Consider the following 12,097-nt stretch of genomic DNA (forward strand, 5'->3'; position numbering starts at 1 on the left):
ATTTCAAACCTCAAAGACCGAGGGCCGACTTGACCGCCGCGTCACCCGGCTGGCCGTCCAGAGTCGTAACACCCTTCAGCCAGGTGTCGAGCACGGCCGGATTGGCCTTCAGCCACTCGGTTGCCGCCCCCTTGGACTCCTTGCCGCCCAGGATCTCGCCCATCAGCACGTTTTCCATGGAGACGTCGAAGGTCATGTGCTTGAAGAGCATCGCGGCATTCGGGCAGCTTTCGCTCCAGCCGGTGCGTCCGAGCGTATAGACTTCCGCACCGCCGTAGTTCGGCCCGAAATAGGCGTCCCCTCCGGAAAGATAGGTGATGTCGAAGCGCTCGTTCATCGGATGCGGCGCCCAGGCGAGGAAGACGACGCCCTTGCCTTCCTTCGTGGCCCGCTCGACCTGCGCCAGCATGGCCTGCTCGCCGGATTCGACCAGTTCCCAGCCCTTGAGGCCGAATTCGCCGGCATCGATCATCTTCTGGATATTGCCGTTGGCCGGCGCGCCCGGCTCGATGCCGTAGATCTTGCTTTCGAACTCGCCGGGGTTTTTGCCGAGATCGGCAAAGTCCTTGATGCCCTTTTCAGCCGTTGCCGTCGGCACCGCCAGGGTGAACTTTGCCCCTTCGAGGTTCTTCGCCAGAACCTCGATCGCCTTGGCGCTGTTGAGGTCATCGATGAAGGCCTGCTGTGCCGGCATCCAGTTGCCGAGGAAAACGTCGATCTCGCCGTTCTTCATCGACTGATAGCCGATCGGAACGGACAGGGTCTTGACGTCGGGGTCATAGCCGAGTGCGTCGAGAACGACCGAAGCAACGCCGTTGGTCGCGGTGATGTCGGTCCAGCCCGGATCCGACAGGCGAACCACCTTGCAGCTCTCCGAATCTGCGGCGGAGGCTGTCGAGGTGAGGAGCATCAGTGCAAGCGCGGCCAAACCGCCAAGCCCCGTGCGATTGTCGAGTGTCATGCGCATAGTGGTTCCCTCTTTTTGTGATATTGTATGGGCTTATTGAACGGGCGAGAGCCGCGCCTGTGAAGCGGGAGATTTTTGATGTTTCACATAAGTGAGATTTATGTCTGATCCGGTAATCGATCTGGCCTGGATGCGGCTTCTCGTCGAGGTCGGACGGAAGGGCTCTCTCTCGGCCGCTGCCGACGCGCTGGGCTTGTCGCAGCCGGCCGTCAGTTACCAGATCCGCTTGCTCGAGCAGCGGTTCGGGCTGCCCATCCTGCAAAGGCTGCACCGCGGGGTCCGCTTCACCGAGGAGGGGCAGCGCCTTCTGGCCATTGCCGAGCGCACCGTAACGGAGGTGGACGCACTCCAGCGGAGCCTGCGTGCGGCCCGGCGCCGCCCGACGGTGCGGCTGGCCACGGACTACGCATTCTCAAGCCTCTGGCTCATCCCGCGCATGCATGCCTTCCGCCAAAGTCACCCGGAGATAGATCTGCAGATCGTCGCAACCCAGCGCCTCGGCCAGCACTGGCGCGAAGATGCCGATCTGGCGGTGGCCTTCGGTGCACGAAGCGAGTTCGGTCCGGGCGCTACATTGTTGATGCCCGAGCGGGTCGTGCCTGTCTGCACACCTGCTTTCTCTCACCGGCTCACGGCCGCCGGTGCATCGCCCATCGAGCAGGGCCCCTTGATCCACCTGGAAGCCGAGAGTGTCTCACCCTGGCTCGATTGGCCGACCTATCTGTCTTCGCGACAACTGCCCGGTAGCCCTCAAGGGAGCCCCGGAGACCTGCGCTTCAACACCTATGCCCTGGTCGTGCAGGCGGCCATGGCTGGACAGGGAATTGCCCTGGGTTGGCTGGGGATTATCGATCACCTGCTGGATGCCAATCTGCTCGTCATGACAGGTGAACTCGTGACGGTTGCCGAGCGCGGCTATTGGCTCGTGCCGGGAAGGGCAAGCGAGGCGGTCCAACTGCTCGCGGGCTGGTTGGTCGAGGAGACTTCGACTCCAAGTCTGGAGCGAACCGCGAGCTGATCGGCGAAAGAAATCGCCGGGTCGTTCAATTTGCCTAATTCTAGTATGACTAATGTTTAACCATTGTATTGCATGCTGCTCCTGACGCTATGGTTGCGAAATCTTTGGTTTCGCTAATGGACTGCTGGGGACAACTATGCGATTGACGGATGTTTCAGTGACTTGGCGACTGGCCGTGGCTCTTGCCATTCCGCTCGTTGCCATGGCCGGACTGGCCTATATGGAAGTGAACACCACCTTCACCGCTTATCAGCACGCGCGCCACCTTGGCGTGGTCAGCACCGACCTCGGAGTGATCGGCGACCTCGTGCACGCGCTGCAGGGCGAACGGGCCGAGGCGGTCGGGCTTCTCGCATCGAAAGGCAAAGGGCACCGCAACGAACTTGATGGCATGCGGGCAAAGGCAGCACCGGCTCTGAGCCAGATGGATCACGTGCTTGAAGACATGAAGGCGGAAGGCGATCCCACGCTGATGCGCCACGAAGAGGAATTGGCTGTCGTTCTAGGCAAGCTTCCGGAGATACGGGCAGCGACTGACCAGCTTTCGATCGCGCCAACCGAGGCGTTCGTCTACTACACGGATCTTGTCCACCGTCTCATGAACGTGTCGCGCGAGTTCTCGCTTGTAGCAGGTGCCAGGGGCGTCGTCGGCAAGATGATGGCTTACAGTCTGCTGATGAACGCCAAAGAAGTGGCGGGCCAGGAGCAAAACCTCGGACATACCTTCATCTCGCAGGGCAAGTTCGACGAAAATCACTATCTGGACTTCATCGGCATGTTCGGCTCGCAGACCTCTCTGATCGGTCAATATCTCGAACTCCTGCCGGATGAAGAGCGGGAGCATTATCGCCAGTCTCTGCACACGCCGGATGCGGACGCCGTCGAGGCCATTCGTGCGCAGATGATGCTGGGTGGGCTTTCCGCCGATCTGAGCGCCATCGACAGCGCCGAATGGCTTGAGCGCTCGGCTCACCGCATCGAGCGTCTGAAAGAGCTGGAGAACGAGACACTCGCGACCATCGTGGTCCAGGCGCAGGCGATGGCTGACGATGAATACCAGCACCTTTTGCGCGTGGCCGGCACCACCGGAACGGTGCTGACCTTTGCCTGCTTCTTCGCGATTTCGCTGTCCATGACCGTGGTGCGCCCGCTTCGTCGTCTGACGCGGACGATGAACGATCTCGCCAAGGGGCAGGTCGAAGGTGACGTCATCCAGTCGGACAGCAAGGACGAGATCGGTCAGATGGGCCGCGCCGTGACCGAATATGTCGAACTCCCCAAGGCGCGCATGCTGCGGGAGCGCGAAGAGCAGGAAGAGGCCGAACGCATCAAGCGGGCAGCCGAGCTGGAAGCGGAGCGTGAACGTGCCGAGCGCGCTGCAGAGATCGCCTTCGCCGTCGAGCAGCTGGCAAGCGGTCTTGATGCCTTGTCCTCAGGCGAGATCGGCTTCCGGCTGTCCGATCCCTTTGCTCCGTCGCTCGATCCGCTGCGGACGAGTTTCAACGGATCGATGGAGCGGTTGTGCGGCGTGATGTCGACCATCCGCCTCAGCACGGGCCAGCTGCATGGCGGTTCGCAGGAACTGCAGCTTGCCGCGGATGATCTTGCACGCCGCACCGAACGCCAGGCTGCCGCGCTCGAAGAAGCATCCGCATCCATCAGCCAGATCACCACAGCGATGGCCAGCTCCACCCAGCAGGCCCAGGAAGCCGGACATCTCGTCCGCGAGGCAACGGTGACAGCCCAGAAGTCCGGCACGGTGGTCGCCGATACGGTCAGGGCCATGCAACACATCGAGCAGTCGTCCGGTCAAATCAGCCAGATCATCAGCGTCATCGACGAGATCGCCTTCCAGACCAACCTTCTGGCCCTGAATGCGGGTGTCGAGGCAGCACGTGCGGGCGAGGCCGGCAAGGGCTTCGCCGTCGTGGCCCAGGAGGTTCGTGAACTTGCCCAGCGCTCTGCCAATGCCGCACGCGAGATCAAGTCTCTGATCAATCGCTCGGCCCAGGAGGTCGAAGCAGGTGTGCGTCTGGTCAACGAGACGGGCGAAACGCTGAAGGGCATCGAAGAGCACGTGATGAAGATCAACGAGCGCGTTGCAGCGATCGTCTCGGCGGCACAGGAGCAGTCCGGCGCGCTGAACGAGATCAGCCAGGCCGTGAGCCAGATGGATCAGGTGACCCAGCAGAATGCCGCAATGGTCGAGGAAGCAAGTGCTGCAACATCGAGTGTGGCGGCAGAAGCGGATCGGCTCAACGCGCAGATCGCCCTTTTCAAGCTGCCCGGCAACCAGAACCGTCAGCGCGGCCGTGAGGCCGCCTGACGCGGGTGAGAGGGATCACAGCAGGTTGGCGATCCGGCAAAACTCCTCGACGCTGAGCGTTTCCGCTCGGCGTTGAGGGTCGATTTCGGCTCGCGCGAGAAGCGCTTCCCCGCCGATCGGCTTCAGGCTCTGTCGCAGCATCTTGCGCCGCTGCCCGAAGGCCGCATGTGTGACTTTCTCCAGCCTGTCCGGTTCGCAGGGCAGGGGCGTTGCGATCGGCTCGAGATGCACGACGGTGGAGGTCACCTTGGGTGGCGGCGTGAAGGCCTGGGGCGGAATGTCAAAGGCCATATGGGCCTGGGTGCGCCAGCCGCAGAGCACGCCGAGGCGCCCATAGTGATTTTCGTCCTCGCGCGCCACGATCCGCTGCCCCACTTCCTTCTGGAACATCAGCGTAAGCGACTGCCAGAACGGCGGCCAGGCGCGTGGCAGCAGCCAGTTGACCAGAAGCTGCGTTCCAACATTGTAAGGCAGGTTCGCGATGATCTTGACGGGCTCGCCTTGGGCAAGGCTCTCGAAGTCTGTCTTCAGCGCGTCACCCTCGATCACCTCCAGGCGACCGGGATAGTGATCGGCGATTTCCCGAAGCGCCGGCAGGCAGCGCGGGTCGCGCTCAATGGCGATTACCTTCTTGGCGCCAAGCGCGAGAATAGCGCGCGTCAGGCCACCCGGTCCGGGGCCGACCTCGATCACGGTAACGCCTTCCAATGAGCCTGCGGTCCGCGCCACCTTCTGGGTGAGGTTCAGATCGAGGAGAAAGTTCTGCCCAAGCGCCTTCTTGGCATCGAGCCCGTGACGCGCAATGACATCGCGCAGCGGCGGCAATCCATCGAGCGCGGCCATCAGCGAGCCGTCTCCGTCGTGGTGCTCATGCGAGCGGCCATCTGCAGGGCTGCCACGAGGCTCGTCTCCTTGGCAAATCCGGAACCGGCCAGACCGAAGGCGGTGCCATGGTCGGGCGACGTGCGAATGAAGGGCAGGCCGAGCGTGACATTGACGCTGTCGTCGAAGCCGAGCGCCTTGGCCGGAATCAGGGCCTGATCGTGATACATGCAGATCGCCACATCATAGCGGGAGCGGGCGTCGTCGTGGAACATGGTGTCCGCCGGAAGCGGGCCAAAGGCATCGATGCCCTCGTCGCGCAAATGCCGGATCGCAGGATGAATGATGTCGTCATCCTCCTGTCCGATAGCGCCGTTCTCGCCCGCATGCGGGTTGAGCCCGGCAACAGCAAGACGAGGGGAGGCGAGCCCGAAGCGGGCGGTGAGATCCCGCGCGACGATGCGGCAGGTGTCGACGATCAAGGCCTCGCTGAGGGCACCGGGCACGTCCTTCAGGGGAATATGGATCGTGACGGGCACGGCCTTCAGCTTGGGGCCGGCCAGCATCATGACCGGCATCACGCTGTTGCCGGTTGCCTTTGCTGCGAGGTCGGCAAGGAATTCCGTGTGGCCGGGGAAACCGAAACCTGCCTCGTAGAGGACCGATTTCGCGATCGGATTGGTGACGACAGCCCTGACATCACCGGCAAGACACATCGAAACCGCAGTCTCGATGGCCCCGATCGTGGCACGCGCATTCGCGACATGTGGTTTGCCGGCGAGCACATCGGTGCCCGTCGGGATCGAGAGCACCGGAAGGGCACGGTCAAATACCTCGGACGCCTGGTTAGCGTCCGTCTCGACGATGGCGACATCCAACTCGAGAAGGCGTGCACGCACTTGCAGTACGGCCGGGTCCCCGAGGTAGAGAAAAGGCGGCAGACCGTATTCGCGGCGTTTGAGCCAGGCCTGCAGGGCGATATCGGGGCCTATGCCGGCCGGATCACCCTGGGTGAGCGCGAGCGGAAGCACGCCATCGGTCATGGATCGGCCTTTCGCCGCTTATTGCATTACGATCTGAGCCTTGGAGCGCAGTTCTTCGAGATACTTCTCAGAATTCGGGTTCTCGCCCTGCTGCTCCTTGCCGATATCTTCGGCGCGGAACACCACCTCAGCCGCAACGTCGTCGGAAACCTGGCGCTGGTTGCAGATCGCGAGGTATTCGACGCCGCGCTCCGTGACGCGCGTCGCCGTGGTGCCGCCCTTGGCCTTTTCGACCAGCGGCTTCCATTCCGGCGGCATTTCCGGTTCAAGAACGCGACCGAGATTGCGGATCGAGACGTCGAGATAGTTCTTGGCGAATTCCATTGCCTGATCGCAGCCGGGGAAGGATGCACGGGACTTTTCGGCCTCCGCCTTCCGCTTGCCGACGATGCCCTTCTTCGACGCCGGGACGACGAAGATGACCTGCTTCAGGAAGTATTCGGTCGTCACCGGCTTCTGCTTGTTTTCCAGAAGACGCGTGACCAGGTCCTGATTGGACAAACGGCCGCGCGAGCCGGCGCCATAGCGCGCGTTGACGAGGCGAGGCCAGCTCATCGATACGGCGATGAAGGCCTTGAAATGGGCCGCGCCCACACCGGCCTGATCAAGCACGGAATTCAGCTGCGCGAGCGTCATCTTGTTGGACGATGCGAAGCGCGCGAAAGAGGCATCAACATCCGCCGTGCTGACCGACATGCCGACGCGCGCGATTTCCTCGCGCTTCAGCGCTTCCTCGACCAGTTCCTCCTTGGCGATCTTCTGAAGATTGCCGCTGCGGCGCTGCAGTCTGAGGAACGCGGCGCGGCGAGCCACATCGCCACTGGTGATCGCAGTCTTGTTGACAACGGCCACCACGGAGGTCGCAGCCTGCACCGGCGCAACCATTGGAGTGGGGCTCACGCTCAGGGACAGCGCGATGACGCCGGCAAGCAGCAGACTGGTGCCCTTTTTCCCATTAGCCATCTGTCATCCTTTCTCCGGAAGATAGGTGATCGTCCAGATCTATCTCTATTTGAGGGATTTTAGAACTGCCGCACGGATTGCACAATCCGTGCGGCGAAACAATGACCTCCGCCGAAGCGGGGCGGAAATCGCTCAGAACGAGTTGTCGCTGAGATTGATCTCGCCAAGGGTGCGGAACACCAGTTTGCCGCCAATCGTCCAGTCGTTCGCCGTCTCATCATTCGGGTCATACTTGTCCGAATAGGCGATCGAGAAGACCGTGCATTCGTCGGCATAGGAAATCCCGACGCTACGGCGATTGAAGGTATTCGCATCGATGTCGTAGTTGACCGAGCCGAACACCGACCAGTTCTGGTTGACCTTCACGGTCGACGAGCTCGTCAACGTCTGATTGTCATTGGTGAACGAGTATTCCGGACGGGCATCGACCTGGGTGAAGGTCAGGCTCGTTTCGAAACGATCCTGCGCATAGGTGGCGTTGAGGTCGGTCCGGCGCACGTCGAGCGTCTTCTCGTCGAGGCGGACGCCAGCGCTCAGCGACAGACCGATCGGCAGCTCAAAGCCGGCAGAGGCAACGAAGTCAGAGACATCGGTTTCGAGACCGGAATCGGTGCCTACCGCCAGCAGGTCATCCGTTGCATAGGAGTTCAGGCCGGCCAGATGATAGGACTGACCCACCACCGCACGCACGCCGATACCGTTGTCGAAGCTGCCGGTATAGCGCATGCCGACATTCGCGCGCGTTCCGCCCTCAACGCGGTCGAAGCCGGAGAACTTGTTGCGCGAGAAGAGGTTGCTCGCGTCGAAGACCAGGCTCTGCGAATCCTCGTTCGGCAGTTGCCCTGCGAAATCTTCGTCGTTGCGCGCGTAGATCTGCGCGATCGGCTCAATGATGTGCGAGCTGTTCGCCGTCGTGATCAGCCAGGGATAGCGCAGTTCGACACCGGCGGTGAACAGAGCGCGGGCCGGTGCGTCATTGGACGTGTAGCCGCCGGTGTAACCCGCCGGATCGTCCATCGCGAGACCGAAGACGTCACCGCGTGCGGCGAGCAGCGGGGTGATCTGGAGACCGCCCGGACCGTCGAAGGTCCGCTCCCACTCGAGCTCGCCCGACAGACGGTTCATATTGCCCTTGAGGCCACGATAGAGGTCGTCGCGCCCATCGCCGTTCGTGTCCGCCGCCTCGCTGGAGAAGCGCGACAGCGAGGTGAAGTTCAGCGTGCCCGACAGCTGGCCGCCAGCGACCAGTTCCGGCGCATAGTAGCTGTAGTCGATGACCGGCAGGACGGTCGCCTGCTTCTTCTCGGCGGTGTCGTCCAGATCTGCGTCCTGAACGTCGAAATAATAGCCGCGCATGTCGAAGAAGTTACGCTCACCGACACCCGTCAGGTAGACCGTGTTGGTGTTCGTCGAACTGTTCAGTCCCTCGACGCCGTAGGTACGGGCGAAGTTGTTGTCGGTCTGGAACATGACATCCCAGCCGAAGGACCAGCGCGGATTGATCTTGAAGTCGCCCTTCGAGGCGACGAGACCACGGAAATCACGTTCGGCGTCGCTCGTGCCGGCCGTAAATTCGTCGGTATTCATCTGGCTGATGCCGGCCAGCCGAAGGTTCGCCTGCCCCTTCTCGAACCGCTGCCGCAGCTCTGCTTCCAGAAGCACGCCCTGAGCGCTGAAGCCTGTTGTCGTGATCGTCGCATCGCGATCCGGCGCGATGGCGATGTAGTAGGGGACCGAGATGCCGAAGCCGACATTTTCGCCCGAGCGGAATTCGGGGAACAGGAAGCCCGTCTTTCGCTTCACGGTGTTGTCCGGCACCACGATGAAGGGCAGGGTGGCAATCGAGTGACCGAAGAGCTCGAACCGGGCCTTCTCCAGGCGCACGGTTTGCTTCTTGCCATCCTGAACGACGCGCTCCGCCTTGACCTGCCAGATCGGCGGGCGACCGGGATTTTCGGCGCAGGGCAAACAGGCGGTGTAGACGCCCTTGTGCAGGATCATCTGGTTGCCGCCGACGCGCTCCGCACTTTCGGCGACCAGGCGCGTGTTGTCCGTGGTCTCGACGCGCAGCGCTCTCAGGAAGCCGTCGGAGAAATTGTCGGTAACGTCGAGCGAGTCCGCATAGATGCGGTTACCGGTCGGCTCGACCAGCTCGATATTGCCGGCCGCAGTGACGCGGCCCGTCTTCTGATCATAGACGACCTGCCGGGCGACCATCTGGTAGCCGGCATAATTGATCTGCACCGCACCGTTGGCGACAACGCGCTCGGCATCACGGTCATAAACCAGTTCATTGGCTGCAAGGAGCAGCTTCGCGTCATCAGGGAGTTCACTCGCCGCCGACGGTGAGTCGGTCAGGCTCTGCGCATGCACGAGAGGCGCGGTGAGCGGCAAAGCGCACACAGCGACACTGGTCAGCAGGGCTACTGAAAGCCTCCTGATATTCCCGCGGTCTTTTACCGCCACTAACCATCCTCCTTGTGAAGCAGAATCGTTGCCCCCAGTGCCATCGCTACGACAACTGGGACCCAGGCCGCAACATATGGCGGCATGACGCCGCTGCTTCCGAATGCTCTGACGAGCACTGTGACAACATAAAGCACGAAGCCTGACAATATTCCACCGAGAATCACCGTGCGCGATTGGTTGATACGGCTGAATTTCAGCGAAACGGTTGCCGCGATCAACGTCATGGCGATCATCAGGAATGGCAGCGAGAGAAGCGAATGAAGTTGCGTTTCCAGCGCATGGGGCGCGATCCCGAAGGAACGGGCAACTTCAATTTTCTGAAAAAGATCATAAAAAGCAACGCTCTCCGGGTTCGCCAGCCTCTGCTGGACAAACTCCTCGTTGAGGTTCGTCGCAACACGCGCCTCCGCAAGACGGGTCTGGATCTCCCCGGGACGTGTCTCCAGCACGTCGGTAAGCATCCAGTAACCATCTTTCAATTTCGCTGTGCGTGCATCCTGACGCAGAATGATGCGGCCGTCGGAATCGAAATGCAGCAGAACGGCATCCACCAGCAGCGTCCCGTCTTCCAGGACCGCGCGCGCGCCAAGCGCCACGTCATTTCCATCGCTTGATTGGCGCAGCCACGGGATCGGCGCGGGTTTCGTCCGTCCGGCCGTCTCCCGCCATTGCGTTTCGATCTCCGTCCCCTGGCGCTGTCCCCACGCGGCGAGAGGATTGATGACAAGGGTGGTGGCGATGCCGAGGAGCGAAGCCCCGATGATGAATGGCGCCATGAACTGCCAGACGGAAATGCCGGCGGCCCGCGCGACCACCAGTTCCGATTTCCGGTTCAGCGTGATCAATGTCGCCATGCCGACGAAGAGCCCAATGAAGGGAACGGTCTGCTGAAGGATGAGCGGTAATCTGAGCGCCGTAAGATAGAGGACCCCCGGTACCGAATAGCCGGGCAGACTGTCGTATCGGCCCGAGGTTTCTGTGAAGTCGATCAGATAGGTAATTGACGCGACGCCGATCAGAAACCAGACGGCGGTCATCATGTAGCGCCGGAAAAAATACAGCCCAAGCGTCCAGATCATGCCGTGCCCCCAGTGCCATCACCAAGGCGTTTCCTCGACATCGCAATCATCGCATCGACGATCGCCGAAAATGCTTTCGGCAGGCGTGCTTGCCGGTTAGTCGCCAGCATAAAGGCTGCAGTTCCGCCCGCCAGTAGGGGGATCGCGTATTGCAGCACGTTGTAGGCGGGTGATGATTCCGCAAGCGACGTGACGTAATTCGAGGCCCAGAAAAGCGTGAGCGCCATGATCAGCGCGGACGCCATCGGATGAAGACGCGCTTCACGGTGGGACCGGGCGTCCCCGCAAACCATGAGACTGATGAAGGTGAATACAAGCGGGAAGAAGGAGGCGCTGACGCGTCGGTGAAACTCCGCGCTGAAGTCGTTTGGTTTGCGCACGTACCGCTCGTCCAGCGGATCCGGGTCCATCAGGTAGAAGTGGTCGCGGTCTTTCGCGCCGAAGCGGGCCTGGCCGCGCTCCTCCGACAGATCGGAAAGGTCAAAGGCATAGCGGTCGAAGCGGATGACCGTCACGTCGCCATTCGGTGCCTTCCGCTGCACTTCACCGTCCTGCATGACCAGCGACTTGCCACTCTCGTCGACCGCGCCTTCGCGAGCGTAGTAGATGAGCTCCGAAGACGGATCACGGGAATCGGCAACCAGCAGGCCCTTCATGGCGCGGCCGGACTGGCGTTCCGAAATCTGCACGAAAAGCCCCGGCTCGATCTGACGGAAGGTCTTCTCCTCGATCACGGAGGACAAGAGATCCGCATAGGCCGTGGCGATCATGGTCCGGACATTGACGCGCATGGCAGGCTCGATGAAGCCCATCATCACGAAGGAGAACAGGCTGAGCCCTGCTGCAAGCAAGATGAGCGGACGCTGAATGATCCCTCTCGGCGCGCCGGCCGCATCGATGACAGCGAGTTCCGAATCGTTGTTCATCGTGGTCAGCGTATGGGTGATGCCGATGACCAGCGCAAACGGCAGAACCGTCGCCACGATGGTGGGCAGGATCATGGTGGCGAGCACCATGAAGGAGCCGACAGATTGTCCGCTGTCCGTGACGAGGTTGATACGCTGCAACACCTGCGTGGTCCAGATGATCGCTAGCACCGGAAGCAGTGCTGTCGTGAACATCAGGACGACCCGCCGCAGAATGTATTGTTCGAGTATCTTCATAGGGTTCCCTTGCAGGCGCGACACGCAGACGTCGCGCCGAGGATGGGCTTTCTCTACGATGCTTGCGGCGATTTGGCGACCGCCCGAAGGTATTTTCCCCGGCTTGATGAGGCTGTTTTTTGTCCCACCGCGATAAATCGGACACGCTCCGAGGTGGCGCTCGCAATCGGGGGATTGAGGCAGGAATATCCGGTCAAACTCTTGCCATCGTTTGCGAAAAGACCATGATCCAGCAAGAACTCCCCGA

The 12,097-nt window shown here is 61.5% G+C and carries 9 protein-coding genes; 2 read left to right on the forward strand and 7 right to left on the reverse strand.

Annotated features, from left to right (window positions below; all coding sequences use genetic code 11):
• Window positions 1-10 precede the first annotated feature (10 nt).
• Window positions 11-910, reverse strand: coding sequence for a choline ABC transporter substrate-binding protein (gene choX, locus FAA86_RS05610; protein ID WP_246035012.1), 900 nt, complete (start codon window positions 908-910; stop codon window positions 11-13).
• A gap of 157 nt (window positions 911-1,067) precedes the next feature.
• Between choX and FAA86_RS05615 the strand changes: the two genes are divergently transcribed.
• Window positions 1,068-1,985: a LysR family transcriptional regulator gene (locus FAA86_RS05615; RefSeq protein ID WP_136538807.1), complete on the forward strand. Its 918-nt coding sequence runs from the start codon at window positions 1,068-1,070 to the stop codon at window positions 1,983-1,985.
• A gap of 157 nt (window positions 1,986-2,142) precedes the next feature.
• A complete protein-coding gene (locus FAA86_RS05620) occupies window positions 2,143-4,311 on the forward strand; it encodes a methyl-accepting chemotaxis protein (protein ID WP_167494902.1) in 2,169 nt (722 codons plus the stop codon).
• 15 nt (window positions 4,312-4,326) lie between these two features.
• Here the strand turns inward: FAA86_RS05620 and rsmA are convergent, their stop codons facing one another.
• The 6 genes from rsmA to FAA86_RS05650 form a co-directional block, all read right to left on the reverse strand.
• Window positions 4,327-5,154: a 16S rRNA (adenine(1518)-N(6)/adenine(1519)-N(6))-dimethyltransferase RsmA gene (gene rsmA / locus FAA86_RS05625; RefSeq protein ID WP_136538811.1), complete on the reverse strand. Its 828-nt coding sequence runs from the start codon at window positions 5,152-5,154 to the stop codon at window positions 4,327-4,329.
• On the reverse strand, window positions 5,154-6,176 hold the full coding sequence (pdxA, locus tag FAA86_RS05630; RefSeq protein WP_136538813.1) for a 4-hydroxythreonine-4-phosphate dehydrogenase PdxA: 1,023 nt from the start codon (window positions 6,174-6,176) through the stop codon (window positions 5,154-5,156). The genes rsmA and pdxA overlap by 1 nt, the downstream gene beginning before the upstream one ends.
• 18 nt (window positions 6,177-6,194) lie before the next feature.
• The gene (locus tag FAA86_RS05635; protein ID WP_113459284.1) at window positions 6,195-7,139 is read right to left on the reverse strand and encodes a SurA N-terminal domain-containing protein; all 945 of its coding nucleotides are present in this window, start codon (window positions 7,137-7,139) and stop codon (window positions 6,195-6,197) included.
• A 132-nt stretch (window positions 7,140-7,271) separates the two neighbouring features.
• Complete coding sequence (locus tag FAA86_RS05640) at window positions 7,272-9,605, reverse strand: LPS-assembly protein LptD (RefSeq protein ID WP_136538815.1); 2,334 nt, start codon at window positions 9,603-9,605, stop codon at window positions 7,272-7,274.
• Complete coding sequence (gene lptG / locus FAA86_RS05645; RefSeq protein WP_113459286.1) at window positions 9,605-10,687, reverse strand: LPS export ABC transporter permease LptG; 1,083 nt, start codon at window positions 10,685-10,687, stop codon at window positions 9,605-9,607. Before lptG ends, FAA86_RS05640 begins: the two co-directional genes overlap by 1 nt.
• The gene (locus FAA86_RS05650) at window positions 10,684-11,850 is read right to left on the reverse strand and encodes an LptF/LptG family permease (RefSeq protein ID WP_136539037.1); all 1,167 of its coding nucleotides are present in this window, start codon (window positions 11,848-11,850) and stop codon (window positions 10,684-10,686) included. The genes lptG and FAA86_RS05650 overlap by 4 nt, the downstream gene beginning before the upstream one ends.
• Between the last annotated feature and the right edge of the window lie 247 nt (window positions 11,851-12,097).

It is taken from the genome of Rhizobium rosettiformans W3 (genome assembly GCF_004912135.1).
Taxonomy (GTDB): domain Bacteria; phylum Pseudomonadota; class Alphaproteobacteria; order Rhizobiales; family Rhizobiaceae; genus Allorhizobium; species Allorhizobium rosettiformans.

Excerpts from the sequence above, each read along its gene's own strand:
- choX (WP_246035012.1), bottom strand. The coding sequence starts at position 910 with ATGCTCCTCACCTCGACAGCCTCCGCCGCAGATTCGGAGAGCTGCAAG.
- FAA86_RS05615 (WP_136538807.1), top strand. The coding sequence starts at position 1,068 with ATGTCTGATCCGGTAATCGATCTGGCCTGGATGCGGCTTCTCGTCGAG.
- rsmA (WP_136538811.1), bottom strand. The coding sequence starts at position 5,154 with ATGGCCGCGCTCGATGGATTGCCGCCGCTGCGCGATGTCATTGCGCGT.
- pdxA (WP_136538813.1), bottom strand. The coding sequence starts at position 6,176 with ATGACCGATGGCGTGCTTCCGCTCGCGCTCACCCAGGGTGATCCGGCC.
- FAA86_RS05635 (WP_113459284.1), bottom strand. The coding sequence starts at position 7,139 with ATGGCTAATGGGAAAAAGGGCACCAGTCTGCTGCTTGCCGGCGTCATC.
- lptG (WP_113459286.1), bottom strand. The coding sequence starts at position 10,687 with ATGATCTGGACGCTTGGGCTGTATTTTTTCCGGCGCTACATGATGACC.
- FAA86_RS05650 (WP_136539037.1), bottom strand. The coding sequence starts at position 11,850 with ATGAAGATACTCGAACAATACATTCTGCGGCGGGTCGTCCTGATGTTC.